The following is a 24,826-nucleotide window of genomic DNA, read 5'->3' on the forward strand; positions in this document are numbered from 1 at the left end:
CAAACGCGCGCCATTCTTTAATAAATCTTTACTCAGCTCTTAATTATTAGTACCTAAAGTGGCATAGTGTTGTTAGTCGTTAGGGTGAGTTTGACAACCTGCTTGTAACCGCCTAACTTCAGACATCACAATAAAAAATTAAAATCCTCAGGGAGAATCCAGTGTCAATTGAAATCAACTTTGAATTATCCGATGCCGATCTGGCGCATTTTCGTAGCATGATGAATGCGACAATCGAAAAAAGCCAAGGTTTAAGCGACGAAGAGATCATCAGCAAAGCCAAAGAGCTGGTCAACAACATGGAGAAGTCTAACTTACCTGAGTTTGTACGCACCCGCATGATGTCACTTGCAGCGCTTATCGATGCGGTGCAAGATGAAGAATGGCAAATGCCTGAAGATGAAAAGCGCGAAATCATGTTATCTCTGGCCTATTTCAGTGAGCCTGAAGACATTGTACCAGATAACGTCCCAGTACTTGGGTATATTGACGACGCCATTATGATTGAGCTGGTACTGCAGGAGCTGTCGCTGGACTTAAGTGCTTATCGTCAATTCTGCGGCTTCCGCGCAACTGAGGAAGCCCGCCGTGGTGATGCTGCAAAGGTAGACCGCGAAAGCTGGTTGGCTGGTACGCGCTCTCAAATCCGCTCTTCTATGCGTCGCAACCGCTCTGGCGCTAAGAAATCGCGATTCTTTTCGCGGATTATGTAACTTAATCGCTTTCAAAAAAGGGAGCTTACGCTCCCTTTTTTACTACTGCTGAGATTGCGGTGCATTAGGGTGTGTCACACCCATCCAGGCACGATATAGGCGCTGTTGTCTCTCAGTTGGTCTCAATACCGCGTTTATCTGCTTTGGTTTAGATTGCACTTCACCCAGTGTGATCTCCGTCGACATCAGCTTGTCACGGCGGATAAAGTCAACGGTGACCTGCTGACCAGGTTTAAAAAGCGCCAGCGTTTTGTCAATGGAGTCGCGGACATGGTGCCTGTTGAATGCCACCAGCTTATCGCCACTGGTTAACCCACCGCGCCATGCGTTACCATTGCGCGCGACATGATTTAGCTCCAACACTTCTCCTGTTGCTGTTGCCTGTCCGTCAAAACCAGCGACAACCTGACTACCTGATGGATAGTCATAACTCAGCCCCACTTTTTTCAGCAAGGTATCAGCGTCCAGAGTGAAGGGCTTATCTATATTCTGCGCCCACCAATGGGTGTAATCCTGACCACTGATTTCTTTCAGGATCTTTAACACGTCCTCGCTCTTAAAGGAGGCTGGCAAGCTATGACGTTGTGCTAGTAAACGGTGAACATCACGATAGCTCACCTTACCATCACTATCATCCAGCAGCTTAATATCCAGCATCATGGAGACCAAAGCGCCCTCTGAATAAATATTGGTACTAAAGTTTTTTCCGTGATCGCCCCCTTGATTAATCCATTTATCAAAGCTGGTGTGCGCAACGCTCTGTATTTCTCTGCCCGGCGTCTTCAGATGTCGATTTAATCGTTTCGTTAGACCTTTATAATATTCCTCATTCGTGATGATCCCTGCGCTTAGCAGCAAAAAGTCTTCGAGGTAACTGGTTGAGCCCTCAGATAGCCAAAGTAAGTCGGTGTAGTTTGGGTTAACATAGTCATAAGGCACAAGCCCGGCTGGACGGTAATTCTTTACGTTCCAGGTGTGGATAAATTCATGGGCTGCGGTTGAAATGAAGCCGATGTAATCATCACGTTTAGCAAAGGCATCTCTGTGGCGCTGAATGATAGTTGAGTTCAGGTGTTCCGTCGCGCCTCTGGCACCACTGGTTGCGTGAACCATAAACACATAGCGCTCATAAGGATAATCCCGCCATATCAAACTGCCCGTTTGAACTAGCTTCTTAAGGTCACTCAGCATCAAGTCAACGTCATAGTTACCTTCACCCCAAATCACTAATTCATAGTCCCGGTCATCAACACTAAACGTGTGAAGTTGATTAATCCCCGACTCAATTGGAGAATCGACCAGGACATCAAAGTTCGCCGCAGAAAAGCGATGTTTGTTGCCCGCGAATTCCATACCTGAAACAGAGCGCCACTGCTCTGGTACCTTCATTTGTACCAAAACCGGCTCATTACGAAATGATTCGCTGAACATAAAAAAACCGGAAGCATCAACAAAAGCATGACTATCGTCAATATGCCTTGCTCTGAGGCCGAGTTCGTTAGCGTATACCTGATAGTTTACTGTCACCTCGGTGGGGCTCTGCAGGTGAACGCGCCAGGTGCTTTTATCTACTTTGTGCCACTCAAGTTCTTGCCCTTTGGCATCGGTCGCATCAAATGCGCGGATCCCGTTTGCAAGATTAAGGATTTCATAACGCCCCGTTCGCCAGTCTGCCAGTTTGATATCCATGTGTGCCTGAGCACTTTTTGGAAAGGTAATTTCTACTTCGCCAAGGTGATGTTCTGGTTCTGTGATGGTCAGGGTATATTCTACATCTGCGAATGCAGGGAAAGCACTCAAAGCGATGAGCAGGGAACAGATTCTTTTCATAATAAATCAGTAAAATTGCAAATATGGCACTAAGCTAACAAAAAAGTCTGAGTCAGTACCACCAAACACGACGAGTCGACGGCCAAAATAGGTAGATCTACCACCTAAAATCTTCCACATTAATCAGTAATTTGATGTAGACTTGCTAATGAGTAGGTTAAAATGAAGATGTTAGGTTTCTGTGACTGATAATACTGCGCGATTAGAGAAAAAACTATCACAAGCAATTGAAGCAAGAAAAGCGCTGGAAGAAGCGAGAAAACAGCAGGTAGATACCCTGTCGGAATTTGCTGCAAAGCTTACCCTTGGCTGTAAAGGACAAGATGTGTCTTTGGACAACCTGTTGGCTAAGTATCGTAGTGCACTTGCAAAGGGTATGGACTTTGAGCACCTTGCCCCCTTAATAGACAATACCAGCGTTCAGTTAAAACAGCTAGATAGCACCAACTCTGCGAATCACCGCAATCTGGTGACCCATATTCAAAGTGCAGGTAAACAGCTACAAAAGCTTCGTGGTGTACCAGAAGATACCCGCCGTAAGTTACGCAATTTACTCGACAACGAATTGGGGGACATCGACGCTATCCCAGAGTTTGTTCCTTTGCTTGATAAACTTTTACAATTTTATCTCCAGGTCTTTGATGCTAAATACGACATTGATACCTCAACGCAGCATAACAACCCAGAGTTAGCGACTGAATTGCTGGGGCTGACCAACGAACTTGTTTTCGAAGATGATGTGGCGGACGAAGTCAAAGCCATCAAACACAGTATTTCGACCGATTCAAATATTGACTCACTGCTAGAAAATGCGATTGCCGTTATTCGTATTTTTGCGAAGTCGATAGCTCGGGAAAGGCAATCAGCGCAGGGGTTTTTAGTATCTCTAAATCAAACTCTGGAAGAGTTGCATAAATCAATCTTAGATACCACAAGCCACTCGAAGTCTATCAACAAAGAGCTCAACGCTTTAAACGAACGTATTGAATCTAAAATCAAAAGGCTAACGGAAAACACACAAAAAGCCTCCTCCATTGCTGAACTTAAAGGGCTAGTTGACGATGAGCTTGCTCAGATAAGTAAAGACTTGGTGGAGCGTGAAAACATCGAGCGCCGGGATAAAGAAGCCTTGCTTGAAAGCTTTGATACAATCAACAGTCGTATCAATGTGTTGGAAAACAAAGTAAATACCTACAAAAAGCGCCTCAATGAGCAGAGGTTTAAGAGCCTTCTGGATGGTTTAACCAAACTGCCCAACAGATCCGCTTTTGACGACAGATATAGTCAGGAATTTCATTTGTTTGAGATACAGGGTAACGACGTTACTTTGGTCGTTGTCGATGTCGATCATTTTAAATCTATCAATGATCAATATGGCCACAGTGCAGGAGACAAAACCCTGCAGGTGATAGCTCGTGCACTGAAAAAGTCCATTCGTAAATCTGATTTTATCGCACGATATGGCGGCGAAGAATTCGTCATTCTGATGCCTGGTATGCCGATTGAAGCGGCCTATGCACCGCTAGAGAAAATTCGTGCTACGGTTAAATCGATTCCGTTTCGCTTCAAAAACAAAGAAGTGCGGATCACTATCTCATTAGGAGCAACACAGCTCAAAGAAGGTGACTCTAAGTTGACAGCCTTTGATCGTGCCGACGAAGCTCTGTATGAGGCCAAAAACAGCGGCAGAGATAAACTTTGCTTACGTGATTAACAAGGAGACTGCCTATGCATGTACAGTTGAACCCAACAGGTGTACTAAATCTACTATCTAAACTGGAAGTCGACCTACTTCAAAAGTCCTCAACGATTGAACGATACCGACTATTCAGAAATTGTGTACTAGCAGTACTTAATGTAGGCAGTCATACAGACTCTAGCTACGAGATTTACAATAAGTATCAAGACTTTGATATTAAGCTGATTGCTCGTGAACGCGGCATAAAAATAGAGCTGACAAATCCACCCGAATCTGCTTTCGTCGACGGTCAAATAATTGCCGGGATACATGAGCATATTTTTTCCGTAATAAGAGACATCCTGTTTATCTGCCAACGTCACGAAGAACAGATTAAAGACCCCAGAGCTATTACCCACATGGTCTTTGATATGTTGCGCAATGCAGATGCACTCGAAGTCAATACCGACCCTAATATGGTTGTCTGCTGGGGTGGTCACTCTATCAATGAAGAAGAATATAAATATACAAAAGAAGTCGGCTACCAGCTTGGACTCAGAGGCCTGAATATCTGTACTGGGTGCGGCCCGGGTGCAATGAAAGGGCCAATGAAAGGCGCTACCATTGGCCATGCTAAGCAGCGGATAACGAGCAACCGCTACCTTGGGTTGACTGAACCCAGTATCATCGCTGCTGAACCTCCAAATCCGATAGTCAATGAGCTGGTCATTCTGCCTGACATTGAAAAACGCCTTGAAGCGTTTATAAGAACCGCACACGCCATCATCATTTTTCCAGGCGGCGCAGGCACTGCTGAAGAACTGCTCTATTTGCTTGGGATCTTACTCCACCCAGACAATGCCAAGCAACAGCTGCCCGTTATTTTGACAGGCCCAAGCTCTGCAAAGGCGTACTTTGACGAACTCTGTGACTTTGTAGAAAAAACACTGGGTAAAGAGGCCCTGAGTAAATTTGAGGTGCTGGTTGATCAACCTGAGTTAGTTGCACAAAAGTTACGTAAAGGGATGGATCAAGTCAGAGAGTATCGTAAAACTCAAGGCGATGCCTATTACTTTAACTGGACGCTAAAAATTGAAGATCAGTTCCAGCAGCCATTCGAACCCACTCACGAGAATATGGCCGGCTTGGATTTGCACTTGGCACAGCCAAAGCAAGATCTGGCTGCCAACCTGCGCAGAGCGTTTTCTGGTATAGTAGCAGGTAATGTAAAGGAGCAAGGTATCACGGCCATTAAACAAAAAGGGCCATATACCCTAAGCGGTGACTCGTCTTTAATGAGCGATATGGACAAGCTGCTACATGCTTTTGTTGCGCAAGGCAGAATGAAGTTACCCGGCAGCACCTATGTACCCTGCTACGAAATAAAATCATAATACCAGGGTAAGGCGATGCCTTACCCCATCTTTTTTAACCGCTAAGAAATCCCCTTAATTCACACATGGCAAAATTACTTCTTATTGATGCACTTAATCTTATCCGGCGAATTTATGCAATTGACGTTGACCAACAAGGGGTGAGTGAACAGCAAGTCATGCAGTCATGTAAAGCTCGCGTGAGCAATGCCTGCACAAAACTACTTCGGCGCGTTGAACCAACCCATGCGATTGCCATTTTTGATGGCGAACGAAGCTGGCGTTATCATTATTACGCAAATTATAAGCACAGTAGAAAACCCATGCCTGAGTCACTCAAGCAAAACCTCACCTTGATTGCCGAAGGGTTTAAAACATGCGGTATCACCGCGTTTTTCCCTGAGCAGGATGAAGCTGACGATGTTATTGCCACGCTGGCTAGCAAAGCAAGCTCTAACCAAGTGCATTCAGTGATTGTGTCGACAGACAAAGGGTTTTTACCTTTGTGCTCTGAAAAGATAGACGTTTATAACTACTTTTCCCAATCCTATATGGGTCATCAGCAAATTTTAGATAAGTTTTCAGTACCTTATTACGCACTCACAGAGTTATGGGCGTTGATGGGTGATAAAACCAATGATATCCCGGGAGTCAAAGGCATAGGAAAAAAAACCGCCATAGATCTGATCGGGGAGTTCGGTGATGTTGAACAAGCCTTAAAAGCGTCAAGCCTCTCGCCGACAACTCGACGCAAGCTAGAGGATGGCCTGGATGACTTTATTTTGAGTAAAACACTCGTTTCACTACAAACTGACATCAATCTTGGCTTTAATTTAAGTCAGCTTAGAGTGATTGAGCGCAAATAGCTTGTTCCGGTTAAGCGCTTCCGTTACGCTAGCTTTGGGAGTTTTTGGTGCATTTCAATGATTAAAAAGGTTTTACAATACGTTTTTCTTGGCCTTGCTGTATATGGCGTAATAGTATATCTGGTCATTAATTTCTATAAAGATGACCCTCAGGCCATGATCTGGCAAGACAGAGAAGCCTTTAACAAACGTTATATCAGCAAGCTCAAGCCCGACATGGTCGTCGAGCTGGATGAAGTTTTAGAAACACTTGGCAGCCCTGACCTGACCTATGTTAAGTCTGAAGGTGATCGCGTCCTGCAAATCGTCTTTTACAGAACACAACTGGTCAAGCCGGATGGGATCACCACACAGGATGAATGTACCGGATTACTGTTTGAGAACGGTCAGCTTACGCTTTGGGGAGCTGGCGCAATCGTGGCGTATGACAAGGCTTTCTAATGACCGTCAATGAGGATATCGCAAGACAACTGCATAAACTCCTGACTCAGTCTGAGTCTGTTTTGTCCTTGTATTATGACAAACAAAGCTGGCCCAAAATTGATGTAACACTTACCCAACTCGCTGAGCAATACACCCGTTTATACCGTCAGGCACCGAATGCCCTACATGCTCACTTGCACTTTGTAGCAATCCCTTACAGACATTCAACTAACGTACTGGTTAAACAGTCAATATTGCTGTGTATGCTTGGCTATGCCCATGGTTATACAGAGCAAATGCTCCATGAACTCTTGATCGCAAGCTTTGCCAGTGTATTGTGCGCCAGTCGCGAATATGACAAGGTCGCCTCTGGTAAGCCCTTATCAAGTATCGAGTCAAAAAAACTTAGGCTGCGTCACCAACTTGCGGTTAAGGTACTCAGTGCCGGACAACTGCACTCGCCTCAGGTAACCCGGATCCTCGCAAGGCTCTCTAGCTATGAGCTGTCTATCAGTCGCAAACGCACCTCTCCTTTGTATGACAATGTTACATTACTCGTAGCAATTGCGACCCAGATATCTGTTGCATTGATGAAAAAGAATCATCGTGCTTCTCTACCGGCCGTTATTAAGCAACTGTATCTAAATAATACCCACACCTTTTTGCAAACCAGTTTGCAACTACTTGCCAGGCAGCTTGATGCTTATCCGGCAGGTGCGGTGCAACGACATCCGGATCATCAGGCACTGCTGCTTTGCGAGGAAGAAAACCATGCAATACTTGCGATTATGCAATCAGGCAAAATCACTCGCCTTATCAAAACACAAAGGCGTTATCAGCAGCGCTACCATGCGTTAAAGGTGTCAGACTCGCAGCTACTTTATCGAGTATGGTCACGTATCCCACCCAAACCGCTGGCTACACCATCAGATCAGATGACCGAAGCCTTACATGTGGTCGAACAGCTTGGGGGCGCAAACTTCGGCAGTTTCAGAGCCATCGAAAAAACAATCGCCCCATTCCCAGAAATTGAAACAGCTTTAGCGCAAGCAGCAAGGCTCTACAATAGAGAAGCGCAGAAAGGGGCAAACCTGAGACATTGTCTTACCATGGTGGGCTTGGACGCTGCGGCCTTACTTTGCCAACGGGTATTAGTGGAGCAATTAATAGTGCAACTTAAGCACCCTTTTGCTAAAGATATTTGGCACAAGTATCAATTGTTTGCTCAGGTACTAGCAGCACTTGTACAACAAAATTATGGCCATCACTATGAAAATATCCTCTCTCCGGTCAGTGCAGCTGTCGCATTTATGCTCAAGCGACACAGTGTAGACATAAAACGATTTCCCTTTGCGCTCGATTCAACTGACAGTGCTCACCCTGTTTCTCTGGCACAATTATTTGGCTTTGGGGCGTTCAATGAAGAGGAGTTCAAGCATTACTTTCATAACCATTTTGCTTCCAGTGAAGCCCACCGTGCATTTGAGCTGTCCGAGTTATCTCGTAAATCAAAATTATCTGGACTGGCACTGACCTTCACTGCTGTGAAGATATTAACCTTGTTGATCTGTGACTCAAACTTTGAAACCTCAGCATGGCAGCGTCAGGTTTTAGATGAACAGGCTAGATTACATGACTGGTCCAGTTTTGATGCCCTTTTAGCACACCTTCAGTCTATTGGTCTATATAATTTAATTGACTGATATTTACCCGATAAATACCATGCATTTTGGGTATTCACTGAATTTATGTCTTTTATTCATTCCTTACTGGAATATAAATGAATAAATTGCTATAAAACGCGCTTAAATTTTCAAGCGATCTAACATCACGGAAAAGGTCAACTACACTAGTCTAGATCTGTTCTTAGATGTAAATTTACTTTTGATAAAGGAAACATAAATGGCTAAGCAAACTATCACGGTGATCCGTGGCGACGGCATCGGTCCAAGCATCATCGACTCAGCAATTGAAATTTTGAACGCTGCTGGTTGTGAATTCGATTATGAATACGTTGACGCGGGACTGGCTGCACTGGAAAAAACCGGTGAGCTGCTGCCTCCTGAAACGTTAGAAGCCATTGAACGTAACAAAATTACCCTTAAAGGCCCACTGACGACTCCTGTTGGTGAAGGCTTTACTTCAATTAACGTAACACTTCGTAAGCACTTTGGTTTGTATGCAAACGTTCGCCCGGTTAAGTCTTTTGAAGGCACTAAAGCACGCTACGACGATATTGATATCATCACAGTGCGTGAGAACACACAGGGTATGTACTCAGGTCTGGGTCAGGTTGTCTCTGAGGACGGTAGCGAAGCAGAAGCTATGTCTAAAATCACGCGTGAAGGCGCAGAGAAAATCGTTACCTTTGCGTACGAGCTAGCCCAGCGTGAAGGCCGCAAAAAGGTAACAGCGGTTCACAAAGCTAACATCCTTAAGTCTACTTCTGGCCTGTTCCTGAAGGTAGCGCGCGAAGTCGGTGAGCGTTATCCTGAAATTGAATCAGCAGAAATGATCGTCGATGCAACTTGTATGAAACTGGTTATGACACCAGAAGAGTTCGATGTTGTTGTCACTACTAACCTGTTTGGTGACATCATTTCTGACCTGTGTGCAGGTCTGGTTGGTGGACTGGGTATGGCTCCGGGCGCAAATATCGGTGAAAACGCTGCCATTTTTGAAGCAGTTCACGGTAGTGCTCCAGATATCGCAGGTAAAAACCTGGCAAACCCAACTTCTGTCATCCTGGCATCGATTCAAATGCTTGAATATCTGGATATGGGTGAGACGGCTGACAAGATCCGTAATGCAGTCGCTGATGTTATCAAATCTGGTGACCGTACAACACGCGATCTGGGTGGCAACCACGGTACAACTGACTTTACACAAGCAGTTATCGAGCGCCTGTAAACTCTACAAACGCTCTAAATTTCTCAGCGCCCTGCGTATGCAGGGCGTTTTCTTATCCCTGTCATAACAAGCATCAGCATACTCAACGCGAATAAGCCACCTGCTGATCCACCCTCTCCAGCTGACTCAACAAGTGTTACATCTGCTCTCAGCACCACTTGCTGATCATTGCTCTGATCCGACACAGTTGCTGACACCTGATAGCTACCTGCATTCTGATAACTATGGCTGACAGATGCGCCACGCCCTATCTGACCATCACCAAAATCCCAGTTAATTTCATAGTTTCCTGAGCCACCCTGAGCGCTAAGCGAAAAATCTGCTGATAATCCATTCTTTACCACGTTAATGGTTCCGCTCAGTGGCACGGCAATACTCTTTTCGATAGATTTGCTCACTTTGCTGCCATTGGCATCTTCTAGTGTCACTACGATTAAGTAACGACCAGACAAGCGATATTGATGTTCAATATTATGCCCTTCCAATATCTGGCCATCACCAAGCTCCCAGTGTACAGTGACCGGGTTAGCGCCCCCCTTAAAATCGACACTTGCTTCCAAGCGCCCATTATCAATAGCGACATTTGTACCCGTCAGCACCAATGGCGCGGTGATAACAACTTGTTGCTCAATCGACTGTGCCTCCCCTGCCTCATTGGTTCGTGTGAACATCACTTTATACACCCCCTGGGCCTCATACTGATGTTTCGGCTTAAGCATCTCACTGCGGTTACCATCGCCAAATTGCCATGCAAAAGTATCAGTCGTATTTAACTCCAAACCTGAGACGGAAAAGTCGACAATCAGCTCATTCACCTGTAACTGGATTTTAGGCGTCGTATCTACAGACACTTCGAGCTGTGCATTTCGGTAGTCTTCGCTTACTTCAAGCACTTCAATCGAGAGTCCGTTTTCTGGCAACACTACCCCGGATAAAGGCTGATGAGGATGGCTATAGTCCTGACTATCATTGAATTGTGACACAGCCTGCAAGCGATTATCACCAAGACCAGCGGGTTGATCTTGTACTCTCATCGCAGCGTCTCGTAATTGGATCCGTGTTACAGCAGGTGTCACACCATTTGCACCTGGAATAATAAGCTGATCAGTGTCGATAACCAGGATTTTTCCTTTGCCCGGATGCAAAGACACTGAGTTGTTTTCAACATTCTCGTTGCCGTACCAGAGCAGTACACCAGGCGCATAACTCGCTCCTTTTAGCCCTGCGTCGATACCAAGGTGAGACCTTAGTTGTACATAGTATGCCTGCTCAAGACCCGCTCTGTATTTGGCTATTCTGCTAAAGCCAGCTAAGCTGAACTGCTCGGATGATTCCGCGTCAGCAACGAAGATAACATTCTCTCCAGCGTATATGGTGATATCATCCAGCAGAATCCCGAAACCGTATTCAACGCTATCCGTTTGGTATATCAGGTCCACCTTCACTTGCTGACCGGCATAATCAGAGAGGGGGTATGATAGTTCGACAATCTTACTCCCATTTGAACCACCTTCAACCTGACCACTGTCACCATCGATATAATTCGCCACAGAAGGATAGATAGGATGCTGTGCTTTAGTCAGATTACCGGCAATAGGCTGCTCATTAACCTTTACCTGGAAAAAGTCGTAACTGTCCTCAATATCAAAACGAGCCTGAGCAACAAGACGAAGCTCCCCCGTGTCAGGTAATGTCAAAGACATAGTAGCGCGGTTGACCTTAGCATTGCCCTGACCAGAGTAATACTGATACTGACCGTTTATTGGCTCTCCTATATACTCAAGAGAGGCAGGTAAATTCACCTTTAGTTGATTCGTTTTGCCAGTATGCTCACCAACATGATGCAACTCGACCTGGCTGGCCTGGGTCAACTGAGCGAGCTGTAACTCGTTCAGATTTATCCAGTTTCCACCTAACTTTGCTTGTAACCTTTCCAGATTACGGGGAGAAAAAGACACGGGTTGTGAGCCACGCAGAGTGCCCAACCAGTTTCCGTTAGACATCACAGACCAGTTTGCGACCGGTTCACCGATATTGCCATTGCTCAGGTCATATTCGTCTATCAGACCTAATTCGTGGCCAAATTCGTGTACCACTACCCCTGTGCTGGCATCAATTGGGTTGACAGTGTAATTGTGTATGCGTATGTCACTATTGGAAATTGCAACGGGTGTGTAACCGTCTTCTGATACCACGAAACGATGCGACCAAATGGCATCGGTGCCAAGAACTCCACCGCCAGCTTCCTCACCTATGCTCGAATGAAACAACATAATATGGTCCACTACACCGTCGGGCTCATTTATGATACCGTCACCATCCAGATCGTTTAAATCGGTAAGGTCATAATCACTTAGATTAATGTCATAACGGCTAACTGCCAGCTCCACAGCCTCCTTCACTAGCGATGCGACATTAATGTCCCTGCTGACACCGACTCTTTGGCCGTAGTATTGTGCGTTTTGTGCTACCGTGACCCAGCCATACACCTCGCCCGTGAGAGCATAACTCCCACCGGAAGCCTGCTGATAGTATTGACTTGCACTATTGAGTACTTGTCCATCAGGTGCTTTAAACCCTTGCTCTGAAAATATGAGTTGTTCGTAATGACTGACAGGATAGCTTGGATAAAACATATCAGAGTCAGATTGTGTCAGGCGGTTATCGTCATGTGGTAAGTCAGGAAAATCGACCAAAATAGCCAGTATTTTAGCACCATTCACTGAACTGCCTGATGCGCCTTGATAGCCACGTAAATAGGAAGAACCTGTAGGCGGTTTACCATTATAAGGCACGCGCATTGCCAAGTTATCTAACCCTGATAGATAATCTGAAATTTGTTGACTGGCCTCATAGTCAGAAAGAGCTCGACCCGCACGCTTTTCTAGCCAGTAACGCAGCTGCTGTTGGTCTACTTGTAGCGCTTGCAACGGTTGTGCAATCAATACCATAAGAACTAAAAGGTTGAATTTCATACTAATATACCCAATACGATAGTCAAATGGATAGTAACAGGTTGCTGAGTATAATTCTAAACAAGCGACAAGGCTTAAAATACGCATGATTTATTCACAACAACGACCAAAAAATGCCATGAAATACTGTATTTCAATATTTAAAACACAAAAAGGGCACAATAATGCAATTAGCCCGTTTTGTAACTTGACAGCTCGTGTGATTACCCTTTAAATAAAGAACATCAGATTAAACTTTTTACGCAGAAATTAACTATGCAAACTATTTTATTCACAGTTGTGGTACTCGTACTGGTCTTAGTGGTAAGTCCGGCGGGGCCGTTGTGAGCTAACGTTTGCACAGACCCCGCACTAGCGGGGTTTTTTTTTGCCTTCAATTTAAACTTTGCTGAGGAATGAGGTAATGAATGAGCAATTTAACGGCTCAGAGCTAGTTGTTAAGGCGTTGGCCGAACTGGAAGTTGACTATATTTTCGGATACCCAGGTGGTTCTGTGCTGGATCTCTACGATGCCCTGTTTGAACAAGATCAGGTTGAGCATATCCTGGTCAGACATGAACAGGCTGCTACACACATGGCGGATGGCTACGCCAGAAGTACGGGAAAGACCGGTGTTGTACTTGCAACCTCTGGTCCCGGCGCCACAAACTGTATAACGGGCATCGCGACCGCCTATATGGATAGCATTCCTATGGTGGTACTGTCGGGTCAGGTACCTTCAAATTTAATTGGAGATGACGCGTTTCAGGAGACAGACATAGTCGGTTGCTCACGCCCCATCGTTAAACATAGCTTTAACTGCCGTGACGCGAAGGAGATCCCGTCAGTTCTGGCCAAAGCATTCTATCTGGCAAATTCAGGCAGGCCTGGCCCTGTAGTTGTCGAATTGCCAAAGGATATTCTCAATCCCCAGCTTAAATTCAATTATGAGATGCCGACACGAATTGAAATGCGAACTTACAACCCAAGCTCAAAGGGACACGCTCGCCAAATCAAGAAAGCTGTAGATGCAATTTTGGGTGCTAAGCGGCTTGTCGTCTACTCAGGGGGTGGGATTATTCTTTCCAATACCTCAGAACAACTAACCCAATTGGTTGAGACACTAAACGCTCCCATTACGAATACCTTAATGGGGTTGGGCGGGATCAGCGGTAAGCACCCCAACTTTGTTGGTATGCTGGGCATGCATGGTTCATTGGAAGCAAACAAGGCAATGGCCAATGCAGACGTGATTCTGGCGCTTGGTGCAAGGTTTGATGATCGGGTAACCAATAATGTCAAAAAGTTCTGCCCCGATGCAACCATAGTGCACGTCGATGTAGACCCGACTTCAATTTCCAAAACTATAAAGGCACATATCCCTGTTGTCGGTTGCCTAAAATCAGTGCTGGAACAGCTTCAAAGTGCAATAGAGAAAAGCGCATTGCGTATTGACCGTGCAGCACAAGAGTCATGGTGGCAACAAATTACGGCATGGCGAGAGCAGCGCTGTTTGTCGTACGAGGCTCAAGGGGAAAAAATCAAACCACAAACCGTGATTGAGAAACTTTATCAAATTACTCAGGGCGAAGCTTATGTATGCTCGGATGTGGGCCAGCATCAAATGTTCGCAGCCCAGTACTACCCCTTTAAGCACCCCAGGCAATGGATTAACTCTGGCGGCCTGGGAACTATGGGTTTTGGTCTGCCCGCAGCAATGGGGGTAAAAGTTGCCTACCCTAATGCAGATGTTGTATGCGTAACAGGTGATGGATCTATCCAAATGAATATTCAGGAACTTTCTACCTGCCTTCAGTACGGACTCAATGTGAAAATTGTCTCACTCAATAACCGCTCATTGGGTATGGTACGCCAATGGCAAGACATGATGTATGGAGGTCGTCATTCGAGTTCGTACATGGAGTCTCTGCCAGATTTTGTTGCTCTTGCTCAAAGTTATGGACATGTCGGGATCCGCGTCGATCACGCCGATGAATTAGACGATGCCTTATCTGAGGCCTTTGCCATCAATGATCGCCTCGTTTTTCTGGATATTTGCGTTGACGAAAATGAACATGTTTACCCAATGCAAATTAAACTCGGGGCCATTGATGATATGTGGCTGAAAAAGGGAGTAAAAGCATAATGCGCAGAATATTAGCTATTTTACTAGAAAACGAACCGGGTGCACTGTCACGCATTGTGGGATTATTTTCTCAACGCGCATATAACATAGACAGCTTAACTGTTGGCACAACCGATGACAAAACACTTTCTCGCATTACCATTACGACACATGGAGATGACAGAGTTGTTGAACAGATAACCAAGCAGGTAAACAAACTCGTTGACGTGCTTAAAATCATCGACCTGACAGAAACCGCACATATCGAAAGGGAGTTATTGCTCGCAAAGGTGTTCGCTGGCAATGAACAGACCAGAGCCGCTGTGACACGTGTTACCGACGTCTTTGGTGGCGTAATACTCGATATGGGTAAACGCAGTTATACCGTACAACTAGCAAGCAGCAGTGACAAAATAGAGTCGTTTCTGGATATGCTCAGGCATGAAAGTGATATTATTGAAATCGTTCGTTCCGGTACAGTCGGTATCGGGCGAGGAGATAAGGCGTTAAGAGCTTAATACAAAAAGGGGCTAACGCCCCTTTTTTAATAAAGATAAAACTGTGCTGACAGTTTATTACGGATTAACCTGATCTTTAAGGCCTTTACCCGCTTTGAAAGAAGGGATATTCGCCGCTGGAATTTGGATTTCAGCGCCAGTTTGAGGGTTACGACCCGTACGCGCTGAACGCTCTTTTACAGAGAAAGTGCCAAAACCAACCAGTGCCACTGAGTTACCATCTTTTAGAGACTGAGTTACAGCACCAGTGAATGCTTCCAGCGCGCGTGCCGCTGCAGCTTTTGAGATCTCAGCGTCAGCCGCCATCTTTTCAACTAGTTGAGCTTTATTCATTGTATAATTCCTATGTTTTTATAATTTGCCGAAGCGGATTCTATGGTTATCCATTTTTTTTCTTTGTGCAAGCCTAAAATCCCCTTTTAACTAAAATATTTACGCAATTTGGCCTTATATGACGCGGGTGTAATCATATCAGGCACAAAAACGTACACTTTTTGATTGATTTGCACACACCCTGTCTCAGCCCCCGTCATTACTGAGCCCACGGGAACCCTCTGTAGCCGCTTAAACCTTAAACGCGGCCAATGCTCTTTCCCTTGCAACTTTGTGCTGCACTATGGGCTCAACGTAACCATCTATGGCAAATGCCTGTAAATAATCATGAGGGAAATGGATGGACTTCGCGGGTACCTCGCTCAGTTCTGGCACAAACTTACGAATGAAATCGCCTTGTGGATCGAACTTTTCACTTTGACTGATTGGGTTGAAAATCCGAAAATAAGGTTGTGCATCACATCCCGTACTGGCAGCCCACTGCCAGCCACCGTTGTTACTGGCCAGGTCACCATCAATCAGCTTGCTCATAAAGTACTGCTCACCTCTGCGCCAATCAATCAACAGGTGTTTCGTTAAGAAACTTGCCACTATCATGCGCAAACGGTTATGCATCCAGCCAGTCTGGTTAAGCTGGCGCATCGCAGCGTCAACTATCGGATAACCTGTTTTTCCTGCACACCAGGCTTCAAACTGAGCCTCATCCTGACGCCAATTCACATCATTGTACTTTTCATTGAAATTAAAGCCTTTACACAGTTTTGGATAAGCGCAGATAAGGTGTCGATAAAATTCGCGCCAGATCAACTCATTCACCCAGCTGAACGCAGGTGTACTGGTCAGGTGCAGCAGATCAGGAAAATGCAGCTGGACTTCAGCCAATAATTGCTTCACCGACACCATTCCCAATGCAAGATAAGGACTCAGTCCTGAGGTGCCTTTTACACCCGGAAAGTCCCTCTGCTCTTTGTAGTCTGCCATTTTATCCTGAATAAACGCCTGAGCGACCTTCACAAGGGTTTCATCATCCACTGGCCACTTATCTGAGCTTCCGTCGCCCATTAGCAGCTCAGGGACTTCCCACTTGTGTGGCGTCATATCGAACTCTGGCCAACCAGGCAGAAAAAAGTGTTGCTGCTCATACTGTTTGAGCCAGGCTTTTTTAAATGGCGTAAAGACTTTGTACATTTCGTTACTGGCCGTCGTAACACTCCCCGGTGGTGCTATCACATCGCCATCGAAAAGACGCAACGGTATCCCTGCCTCATGACAGGCGCTGTCTCTGGCCTGCTCATTCACTTCGTACTCGCGGTTGGCATAAACCTGATTAACCTCATGGGTCTGACAAAACTGAGCTAGCAATGCAGGTACCTGGGCAAAGCTACCGGCATCGAGTACGTGCAAGCGCACACCTAGCTCGGCCAGTTTATGTCCCAACCACACCACGCGTCGTTTAAGCAAATCAACCTGTACAGGTGCAGCATTATGCTGTTGCCACTGTTGCTCACAGACAAAGAAAAGTGCATCACGGGCCCCATTTTCTATGGCCTCTATGAGCGCTTCATTACCATATGCACGTAAATCGCGACGAAACCAAAACAGTGCAGACATTAAATCGCATACCTCAGTTTGAGTTCATTAGGATAAGGATGAAAGTACACCTGTTGCATCAGGTAGTCGTTTGGATGCATTATAAGGTGATGGCGTAATAAGGTTAGCGGAACCTGCAAAGGCACCTGGCCAATGCGATAATCATCGATTGCACGGCAAAGTTCCTGTTTCTCAACCTTGCCCAGCACTTTCTTAAAGTAGCCCTGTAAGTGCGACAAAGTGTTCGCTTGATCTTTGCGTCTAGCAGGACGCGATAAAGCTTCCATCAGCCCTTTGATGTAAGTGCCTCTAAGCGCTTCCAAATCTGTTCCCTTGCCTTCGGCCAACAGCCGACCAAGTTCACGATAAGCCTCGTAATTATGACTCATCAGTAAATACTTATGGCGGGCGTGAAAAGTTGTTAGCTCGTGTAACCCAGGGTGACTGACCACCAGCTCCTGCCAACTTTTGTACACGTAAACACGCATTACAAAATTTTCTCTCAGATGCATGTCGTTCAGTCGACCATTCTCTTCGCACGGTAATAAAGGGTTACGTGCCATGATCTGTTCAGCAAAAATGCCTATGCCTTCAGAGGTATTGCCCGTTTCGGCTTCATTGTAGATTTTCACCCGCTCCATGCCACAACTGGGGCTTTTGGCACAAAAGATATAGCCAGACAACTGCGCACCATGCTCATCTGACACTTTCTTTCCGTATTGTGCCAGATCCGGCGCGTAGTCTTCGTCGCTGTGTGCAGGACCAACCTTAATGACATCTTCTACTCTGACCTGACGAATGGTTTTTCTCGGAATGGGTAAGCCAATGGCTACTTCAGGACAAAAACGTACATATTCAACGTACTCAGCCAGTTCGTCCATACAAAAATTACTGCGTTTATGCCCGGAATCAAAACGCACTTTATCCCCTGCCAAACATGCGCTAATCCCTATTTTAATTGGGCTGTTGAAGTTAAAAGCTTGCTCTATCATTGCTCTCTCCATAACTTAAAAATGACGGATAGATTTAGCACCACTGATACCGGCGTAAAGCAACTTTACCACCTTGTATCTGCACTCCCTCTGAGCGCAATAACGCACTCTGCTCACTGAACTTATCGCTCTCAGGTGGGAAAGATATCTTTCCCTGGCTGTTGATCACTCTGTGCCAGGGCAGACTCGACTCCACTGGTAAATGCTTCAGCAAGTAACCAACTGCCCTAGCATGCTTTGGAGCCCCGGCAAGAGCCGCTATTTGCCCGTACGTTGCTACATTGCCAGATGGAATGGCACCAATCAGGGTGAAGACTTTGCTTCTGAATTCTTCTCTAGCTTCCTCTAGCAAACTGCGCTCCTAATACTGTGAACTGCTGCCATAAATGCCGGGCAACCGGCCCATAATGACTCTGGTGGCGACGAAATGCGTGTATTGCTGCAGTGAACTCATGTTGCCTGTCAATAATCTCAATGCGCTCAAGCTCGCCGCTTTCCAACTCCTGTCGACAGGTATTAAGGCTGGTCAATGCAAACCCAACCCCCTGAGATAAGAATAGTTTAATGGTACTGACATCATCCAGTTTCATCACATGTAATCCCCTGGAATAAGCCAAACGTTCACTGTCAAAATCAAAACCACTTTCTACCATTGCCAGACAAGGATAGAGACTCAATTGATCATAGTACATACGTTTAGGCAACAGGCCTCGTTTAGCAACCACGCCAAGCTTAGTTTCTCCGATTGCAACGGATTCAAGCTCTCCGGTGGCATGAAACAAGTCGAACCAAGGGCCTATCCCGAGGTCAGCAGCGCCAGCATTGACCTGCTCGAGGGCAACAAAACGCCTCCCGCTAGAGATCACCAGCTCAGTTGAAGGAAATTGCTTAAAAGTGCTACTAATCTGGGCGTTATACGTCTCCTGATGGCACATGGGTTCATAGCAAATGCGAAATTTTGCTTCATTGCCCTGAGAAAATTCATCCGCCAGAATTTTTAGGTGGTTGTGATGCTCTAACAACTTTTGGGCGTGCTGATGAAAGCGTTTGCCCTGTTCTGTAAGCCTTATCCGATAGTCTTCTCGCGTTACCAGTGCAAAGCCCAGCTCATCTGACAGCCTTTTTAAGGCTTGCGTTACCGCCGGCTGTGATTTATACAATCGTTTTGCGGCCTCGCTCAGGCTTTGTGCATTTGCCACGGCATCGAGTACTTGAATGTCTGCCAACTTCATAAATAATATTTATTTTAAACCAAAGTTTTAATAATTTTTATTTTATGCCTAAATTCATTATCCTGCACTAAATTTTAGTCTGAGGGAGTAATATTCGTGAATAAACTCGCACTCTTTTTTCCCGCTTTACTGTTATTGTCTGCCTGTCAGGAAGCCACACAGCCGGCATCAACCAGTCAAGTCATTCGCCCTGTTAAACTGCATACCGTGTCCGATCCACAAGCCAGTCAGTTACGTAGCTTTCCTGCCGAAGTCGTTGCCAACCAAGGCTCCTATCTTGCTTTCAGAGTCAATGGCGAGCTAATGGAGTTTCCGGTATTGGCCGGTCAGGAAGTGAAAAAAGGACAGCTTTTGGCTAAGCTCGACCCGGAAGACTTCGAGCTACAGTATCAACAACGGAAAGCTCAATTTGAGCTGGCCGTTGCTCAGCTCAACCGAATTGAGTCTCTATATAAAAAGTCAATTGCCAGTAAAGCGGAGTATGATCAAGCTTTGGCAAATGAGCAGGTCGCCGAATCAGCCTTTAAAATCGCTCAGACTAACCTTGAAAACAGTGAACTCAGAGCACCATTTGACGGTACGATTGCCAAAGTATTCGTGAAAAACTTTGAGAACATTGTCGCTAAACAAAATATTTTGCGTCTTGAAACACGCGACCGTATGGATGTGGTTATTCAGGTCCCCGAAAAACTGGTTGCCCGCGTTAATAAAGACCTAGATTATCACCCGACAGTCATTTTCGACGGCTACCCGGACAAATCTTATCTGCTAAACATTAAAGAGTGGGACACGCAAGCCGACCCTGTCACCCTCACATATAAAGTCGTGTTTTCACTGCCCATTCCGGAGGACTTTAATCTGCTTGCAGGTATGACGGGACATGTCTATGTCGACCCGAGTAAAATCACCAATCAAAGTACTTCCGCGATTATCGTACCTAATGAAGCAGTATTTTCAGAGCAAACTCAGGCCGCTGAAGGCAACCACTACGTCTGGATCTATAACCCCAATACTCAGCTTGTTTCAAAACGGGCAGTACAACCGGGTTTGTTACGCCAACAAGGATTTGAGATTAAGAGTGGCTTGCAACCGGGCGAAATCATTGTCTCTGCCGGCGTGCATCACCTAAGTGACGGCCTGAAAGTCCGCCCTTGGACTAAAGAGCGGGGCCTGTAATATGAGTCTTGCCAAATGGTCTATTGAAAACAAAGTCATCAGTGCGATGTTTGCACTGCTGCTGCTATTAGCAGGGACAGTCTCGTATTTTGGCCTTGGGCAACTGGAAGACCCTGAGTTTACGCTTAAAAAGGCGATGGTCATCACCGTTTATCCAGGTGCATCCCCTCAGCAGGTTGAAGAAGAGGTCACTTATCCCATAGAGAATGCCATTCAAAGCCTGCCTTATGTTGATTATGTCACGTCCATTTCTTCGCCAGGCCAGTCTCAAATTACGGTAGAAATGAAAAGCACCTACCGCAAGGAAGATCTCAAGCAAATCTGGGACGAGTTAAGGCGCAAAATAAACGATTTAAAACCCAATTTACCACCGGGTGTCTACCCGCCTAAGATCATGGATGATTTTGCCGATGTTTATGGCGTATTGTATGCTATAACCGGAGATGGGTACTCCTATGAAGAGCTTAAGGAATACGTAGATTACCTAAAACGAGAGCTCGTGTTAGTCGATGGCGTCAGCAAGGTCACCATTGCCGGAGAGCAACAAGCTCAGGTTACCGTTGAAATATCCAGTCAGAAGCTTTCGCAACTCGGGATATCACACAACCGTATTTTTTCGCTACTCCAGACACAAAACAGTGTGTCAAATGCCGGTAAGATCCGTGTCGGGGACGAGTCTATCCGTATTCATCCCACAGGAGAATTTAACCAGGTTTCCGAGCTCGAAGACCTGCTGATTTCAAAGCCAGGCGCCAAAGAGCTAATCTACCTGGGTGATGTTGCAACGGTCAGACGTGAGTATGCAGAAATTCCGACGCATATCACTCGCTACAATCGCGATCAGTCTTTGCTGCTCGGTATCTCGTTCAGCTCAGGTGTCAATGTCGTAGAAGTAGGTAAAGCCATAGACAAGCACCTCGCCTCGCTGGAGTATCAACGCCCTCACGGCATGTCTGTCCATACAGTTTACAACCAGCCCAACGAAGTAGAAAAATCCGTCGACGGATTTATCGTCAGTCTGCTTGAAGCCGTTGCCATTGTTATTGTCGTACTGTTGATCTTTATGGGAGTCAAAAGCGGTATTCTGATTGGCGGTATCCTGCTTCTCACAGTGCTTGGTACATTCGTTTTCATGAAGATGTTTGCAATTGACTTACAACGAATTTCACTGGGTGCTCTGATCATCGCACTCGGTATGTTAGTCGACAATGCCATAGTCGTGACTGAGGGAATACTAATCAACCTCAAACGCGGGCAAACTAAGGTTAAAGCAGCAGTCAACATCGTAGAGCAAACTAAGTGGCCATTATTAGGTGCGACAGTGATTGGCATCACCGCATTTGCACCTATTGGGCTAAGTTCTGATGCCAGTGGTGAATTTGCCGGTTCCCTGTTTTGGGTGTTACTCATTTCCTTGCTACTTAGTTGGGTAACGGCCATCACTCTCACACCTTTTTTTGCAAATATATTATTCAAAGAAGAAATCCGACAAGGTAACGACAATGAAGACCCCTACCAGGGCTTGATATTCACCGCATACAAAGCCCTGCTAAGAGCTTGCCTGCGATTCCGCTGGACAACTGTTGTTGCTATGATTGCACTACTCGGGTGTGCAATGGTTGGTTTTAAATCAGTCAAGCAGTCCTTTTTTCCAGCTTCAAACACACCTATGTTTTATGTCGACTATTGGCATTATCAGGGGGCTGATATTCGCAGTACAGCAGACAACCTAGAAAAACTTGAACGGTTTTTACAATCTGATGATCTGGTCGAGGAAATCACAACTACTATAGGTCAGGGTGCCCCCCGATTTATGCTCACCTATAGCCCGGAAAAACAATATGCTTCTTATGGCCAGTTAATCATTCGGGTTACCGACCGGGACGCCGTGGCAACAATGATAGCGAAGGTAAGAGACTTTGCTGCTAACAATGAACTCGACGGCAAACTCAAAATCAAGCGCATGGAGATTGGCCCATCGACAGATGCTAAAATTGAAGCCCGCTTTTCTGGGCCAGATCCTGTGGTCCTGCGTCAGCTTGCAGATCAGGCAAAAAATCGGTTAGCGCAAGACTCAGGGGCATTTAATATCCGTGATAACTGGCGTCAGCGTTCTAAAGTGCTGGAGCCTGTGTTTAATGAGCAAAAAGCACGCCGCCTGGGGATCAGTAAATCCGATCTCGACCAACTATTGCTGACCAGTGTATCGGGCAACAAAGTCGGCTTGTATCGAGATGGGACCAAAATGCTGCCAATCGTGGCGCGTGCCCCGGAAATTGAAAGACGCAATGTTGAAAATCTCGTTGACCTGCAGATATTCAGCCCTGTTCTCAATGTCTATGTGCCTTTAGGCCAGATCCTCGATGACGTAGAGGTTGTCTGGGAGGACAGCCTGATAATGCGCCGCGACCGCAAGCGGACTATCACTGTCATGGCAGACCATGATGTCATTGGCAATGAAACACCGGCAAAGCTGTTTGCCCGAGTCCGTGCTGACATTGAAGCCATAGCGCTACCTCAAGGTTATGAAATGCAATGGGGCGGCGAATTCGAGTCCTCCAGCAAAGCGCAAAAGGCAATTTTTGGCTCACTTCCTTTGGGTTACTTATCCATGTTTATCATTACAGTGCTGCTGTTCAACTCTGTACGCAAACCTTTGGTGATCTGGAGCACGGTACCCCTTGCCATTATAGGAGTGACAGCGGGGCTGGTCATATTTCAGGCCCCCTTCAGCTTTATGGCACTACTTGGGTTACTCAGCTTATCTGGTATGTTGATTAAAAACGGCATAGTTCTGATGGATCAAATAAATCTGGAATTGGACAGTGGTAAAGACCCCTACCAGGCGGTGTTCGATTCCGGTGTGAGCCGTGTGCGACCCGTGTCGATGGCTGCGGTCACCACCATTTTGGGTATGATCCCTCTGTTGTTCGATGTGTTTTTTAAATCCATGGCCGTGACCATCATGTTTGGCCTGGGCTTTGCGACAGTCCTGACCTTGATAGTCCTGCCTGTCATTTACTGTTTGTTTTTTAAAGTAACCGCACCGAAATAGTAAAAGGGCCGCTATGCGGCCCTTTTTCATTTATTTTTTCAAAGACAATGTCCCTTTAACTCGCTTGCGTGGATTAGCACCCGCACGGCTTTTTGGCTTTTCAGAACGTGCTGCTTTTTCAGGTCGATTTTTGCTTGGGCCATGATGCTTTTTAGCCTGACCTGATGCACTCCTGGTACTTTTTGGTGACGACTCATGACGACTATGGTCTGACCTCGCCGGTTGTCGTGCAACACGCTTTTGTTCATCCACGGATGCTTCTTCCGTTTTCGATGACCCTTCGATTGAGGCATTGATCTCAGCCATTTCCGATTCACTGAGGTGACGCCACTGCCCCGGGCGCAGTCCATTCAAATTGACATTCATGATGCGCACACGTTTAAGCGTTTGTACCTCATAGTCAAAGTATTCGCACATGCGTCGTATTTGGCGATTAAGCCCCTGTGTCAAGATTATGGTGAACTGCTTCGCAGACGTTTTCTTAACAAAACACTTTTTAGTCACAGTGCCAAGAATTGGCACACCTGAACGCATGCCACGAATAAACTCATCAGTAACAGGCTTGTCGACCGTCACCACGTACTCTTTTTCATGGTTATTGCCAGCTCGAAGGATTTTGTTGACGATATCGCCTTCGTTGGTCAAAAAGATCAAGCCCTCAGAAGGCCTGTCCAATCGGCCTATGGGGAAGATACGCTCAGGGTACTGGATTGCACTGACAATATTACTTTTTATTTTACGCTCTGTTGTACAGGTTACACCCACTGGCTTGTTATAAGCGATATACACCCGCTTTGGCTTAGATTTTAGCGGTTTATTATCAATCAATATGGTGTCTGCATCACCGACCTTGAGTCCCATTTCGGCGACCTGGCCATTTACTGATACCCGACCGTCGCTGATCAGCGAATCCGCTTCTCTGCGGCTACAAAACCCAGTTTCACTGATGTATTTATTCAATCGCTTAAGTTCATTCATAAAGAAGCTGTTATCTTTTCTTGTACATAGAGGCAATACTCACCTTACGACCAGGTGAGTTACAGGAAGCGCATGGTAAC

At 45.9% G+C, this 24,826-nt stretch carries 19 protein-coding genes; 11 read left to right on the forward strand and 8 right to left on the reverse strand.

The annotated features are described in order from the left end of the window. The first annotated feature begins 161 nt into the window (after positions 1-161). The gene (locus CWB98_RS02115; protein WP_138543327.1) at positions 162-713 is read left to right on the forward strand and encodes a YkvA family protein; all 552 of its coding nucleotides are present in this window, start codon (positions 162-164) and stop codon (positions 711-713) included. A 42-nt stretch (positions 714-755) separates the two neighbouring features. Here CWB98_RS02115 and CWB98_RS02120 read toward each other — a convergent pair whose 3' ends face one another. Beyond that, a complete protein-coding gene (locus CWB98_RS02120) occupies positions 756-2,543 on the reverse strand; it encodes a M61 family metallopeptidase (protein ID WP_138543328.1) in 1,788 nt (595 codons plus the stop codon). Positions 2,544-2,724: 181 nt separating this feature from the next. Here CWB98_RS02120 and CWB98_RS02125 point away from each other — a divergent pair, with 181 nt between their 5' ends. From CWB98_RS02125 to CWB98_RS02150, 6 genes are all read left to right on the forward strand, one after another. Further along, a complete protein-coding gene (locus CWB98_RS02125; RefSeq protein ID WP_138543329.1) occupies positions 2,725-4,257 on the forward strand; it encodes a GGDEF domain-containing protein in 1,533 nt (510 codons plus the stop codon). Between the two features lie 14 nt (positions 4,258-4,271). Further along, entirely contained in the window at positions 4,272-5,615 is a 1,344-nt protein-coding gene (gene ppnN, locus CWB98_RS02130) for a nucleotide 5'-monophosphate nucleosidase PpnN (protein ID WP_138543330.1), read from the forward strand. A 65-nt stretch (positions 5,616-5,680) separates the two neighbouring features. Then, on the forward strand, positions 5,681-6,460 hold the full coding sequence (xni, locus tag CWB98_RS02135; RefSeq protein ID WP_138543331.1) for a flap endonuclease Xni: 780 nt from the start codon (positions 5,681-5,683) through the stop codon (positions 6,458-6,460). A 57-nt stretch (positions 6,461-6,517) separates the two neighbouring features. After that, positions 6,518-6,901: a DUF3192 domain-containing protein gene (locus tag CWB98_RS02140; protein WP_138543332.1), complete on the forward strand. Its 384-nt coding sequence runs from the start codon at positions 6,518-6,520 to the stop codon at positions 6,899-6,901. Then, positions 6,901-8,586 (forward strand): hypothetical protein, encoded by a 1,686-nt coding sequence (locus CWB98_RS02145; protein WP_138543333.1) that lies wholly within the window; start codon positions 6,901-6,903, stop codon positions 8,584-8,586. Before CWB98_RS02140 ends, CWB98_RS02145 begins: the two co-directional genes overlap by 1 nt. A gap of 199 nt (positions 8,587-8,785) precedes the next feature. Beyond that, a complete protein-coding gene (locus CWB98_RS02150; RefSeq protein WP_054016651.1) occupies positions 8,786-9,793 on the forward strand; it encodes an isocitrate dehydrogenase in 1,008 nt (335 codons plus the stop codon). Between the two features lie 23 nt (positions 9,794-9,816). Here CWB98_RS02150 and CWB98_RS02155 read toward each other — a convergent pair whose 3' ends face one another. Then, the gene (locus CWB98_RS02155) at positions 9,817-12,768 is read right to left on the reverse strand and encodes an immune inhibitor A domain-containing protein (RefSeq protein ID WP_171045562.1); all 2,952 of its coding nucleotides are present in this window, start codon (positions 12,766-12,768) and stop codon (positions 9,817-9,819) included. 403 nt (positions 12,769-13,171) lie between these two features. Here CWB98_RS02155 and CWB98_RS02160 point away from each other — a divergent pair, with 403 nt between their 5' ends. Then, positions 13,172-14,893 carry an acetolactate synthase 3 large subunit gene (locus CWB98_RS02160; RefSeq protein WP_138543335.1) on the forward strand — a complete coding sequence of 574 codons (1,722 nt, stop codon included), beginning with the start codon at positions 13,172-13,174 and terminating at the stop codon, positions 14,891-14,893. Beyond that, positions 14,893-15,390, forward strand: coding sequence for an acetolactate synthase small subunit (gene ilvN, locus CWB98_RS02165; RefSeq protein ID WP_138543336.1), 498 nt, complete (start codon positions 14,893-14,895; stop codon positions 15,388-15,390). Before CWB98_RS02160 ends, ilvN begins: the two co-directional genes overlap by 1 nt. Before the next feature lie 57 nt (positions 15,391-15,447). Here the strand turns inward: ilvN and CWB98_RS02170 are convergent, their stop codons facing one another. The 5 genes from CWB98_RS02170 to CWB98_RS02190 all read right to left on the reverse strand — a co-directional run bounded on the left by CWB98_RS02170 (position 15,448) and on the right by CWB98_RS02190 (position 19,537). Next, complete coding sequence (locus CWB98_RS02170) at positions 15,448-15,723, reverse strand: HU family DNA-binding protein (protein ID WP_054016655.1); 276 nt, start codon at positions 15,721-15,723, stop codon at positions 15,448-15,450. A gap of 231 nt (positions 15,724-15,954) precedes the next feature. Next, positions 15,955-17,334, reverse strand: coding sequence for a deoxyribodipyrimidine photo-lyase (gene phrB, locus CWB98_RS02175; protein WP_138543337.1), 1,380 nt, complete (start codon positions 17,332-17,334; stop codon positions 15,955-15,957). After that, the gene (locus tag CWB98_RS02180) at positions 17,334-18,305 is read right to left on the reverse strand and encodes a YbgA family protein (protein ID WP_138543338.1); all 972 of its coding nucleotides are present in this window, start codon (positions 18,303-18,305) and stop codon (positions 17,334-17,336) included. Before CWB98_RS02180 ends, phrB begins: the two co-directional genes overlap by 1 nt. Positions 18,306-18,339: 34 nt before the next feature. Further along, the gene (locus tag CWB98_RS02185) at positions 18,340-18,657 is read right to left on the reverse strand and encodes an MGMT family protein (protein WP_138543339.1); all 318 of its coding nucleotides are present in this window, start codon (positions 18,655-18,657) and stop codon (positions 18,340-18,342) included. Next, positions 18,641-19,537: a LysR family transcriptional regulator gene (locus CWB98_RS02190; protein WP_138543340.1), complete on the reverse strand. Its 897-nt coding sequence runs from the start codon at positions 19,535-19,537 to the stop codon at positions 18,641-18,643. Before CWB98_RS02190 ends, CWB98_RS02185 begins: the two co-directional genes overlap by 17 nt. Before the next feature lie 96 nt (positions 19,538-19,633). Here CWB98_RS02190 and CWB98_RS02195 point away from each other — a divergent pair, with 96 nt between their 5' ends. After that, positions 19,634-20,713 (forward strand): efflux RND transporter periplasmic adaptor subunit, encoded by a 1,080-nt coding sequence (locus CWB98_RS02195; RefSeq protein ID WP_138543341.1) that lies wholly within the window; start codon positions 19,634-19,636, stop codon positions 20,711-20,713. Position 20,714: 1 nt separating this feature from the next. Continuing rightward, positions 20,715-23,768, forward strand: a complete 3,054-nt coding sequence (locus CWB98_RS02200; protein WP_138543342.1) for an efflux RND transporter permease subunit — start codon at positions 20,715-20,717, stop codon at positions 23,766-23,768. A gap of 30 nt (positions 23,769-23,798) precedes the next feature. Here the strand turns inward: CWB98_RS02200 and rluF are convergent, their stop codons facing one another. Next, complete coding sequence (gene rluF / locus CWB98_RS02205) at positions 23,799-24,746, reverse strand: 23S rRNA pseudouridine(2604) synthase RluF (protein ID WP_138543343.1); 948 nt, start codon at positions 24,744-24,746, stop codon at positions 23,799-23,801. Positions 24,747-24,826 lie beyond the last annotated feature (80 nt).

Origin of the sequence: Pseudoalteromonas rubra, from assembly GCF_005887115.1 — a bacterium.
GTDB classification, from domain to species: domain Bacteria; phylum Pseudomonadota; class Gammaproteobacteria; order Enterobacterales; family Alteromonadaceae; genus Pseudoalteromonas; species Pseudoalteromonas rubra_F.

What these genes read in the sequence shown, in the direction of transcription:
- phrB (WP_138543337.1), bottom strand. Translation starts at nt 17,334, where the DNA reads ATGTCTGCACTGTTTTGGTTTCGTCGCGATTTACGTGCATATGGTAAT.
- CWB98_RS02170 (WP_054016655.1), bottom strand. Translation starts at nt 15,723, where the DNA reads ATGAATAAAGCTCAACTAGTTGAAAAGATGGCGGCTGACGCTGAGATC.
- CWB98_RS02200 (WP_138543342.1), top strand. Translation starts at nt 20,715, where the DNA reads ATGAGTCTTGCCAAATGGTCTATTGAAAACAAAGTCATCAGTGCGATG.
- CWB98_RS02150 (WP_054016651.1), top strand. Translation starts at nt 8,786, where the DNA reads ATGGCTAAGCAAACTATCACGGTGATCCGTGGCGACGGCATCGGTCCA.
- rluF (WP_138543343.1), bottom strand. Translation starts at nt 24,746, where the DNA reads ATGAATGAACTTAAGCGATTGAATAAATACATCAGTGAAACTGGGTTT.
- ppnN (WP_138543330.1), top strand. Translation starts at nt 4,272, where the DNA reads ATGCATGTACAGTTGAACCCAACAGGTGTACTAAATCTACTATCTAAA.
- ilvN (WP_138543336.1), top strand. Translation starts at nt 14,893, where the DNA reads ATGCGCAGAATATTAGCTATTTTACTAGAAAACGAACCGGGTGCACTG.
- CWB98_RS02140 (WP_138543332.1), top strand. Translation starts at nt 6,518, where the DNA reads ATGATTAAAAAGGTTTTACAATACGTTTTTCTTGGCCTTGCTGTATAT.
- CWB98_RS02155 (WP_171045562.1), bottom strand. Translation starts at nt 12,768, where the DNA reads ATGAAATTCAACCTTTTAGTTCTTATGGTATTGATTGCACAACCGTTG.
- CWB98_RS02160 (WP_138543335.1), top strand. Translation starts at nt 13,172, where the DNA reads ATGAATGAGCAATTTAACGGCTCAGAGCTAGTTGTTAAGGCGTTGGCC.
- CWB98_RS02145 (WP_138543333.1), top strand. Translation starts at nt 6,901, where the DNA reads ATGACCGTCAATGAGGATATCGCAAGACAACTGCATAAACTCCTGACT.
- CWB98_RS02180 (WP_138543338.1), bottom strand. Translation starts at nt 18,305, where the DNA reads ATGATAGAGCAAGCTTTTAACTTCAACAGCCCAATTAAAATAGGGATT.
- CWB98_RS02120 (WP_138543328.1), bottom strand. Translation starts at nt 2,543, where the DNA reads ATGAAAAGAATCTGTTCCCTGCTCATCGCTTTGAGTGCTTTCCCTGCA.
- xni (WP_138543331.1), top strand. Translation starts at nt 5,681, where the DNA reads ATGGCAAAATTACTTCTTATTGATGCACTTAATCTTATCCGGCGAATT.
- CWB98_RS02190 (WP_138543340.1), bottom strand. Translation starts at nt 19,537, where the DNA reads ATGAAGTTGGCAGACATTCAAGTACTCGATGCCGTGGCAAATGCACAA.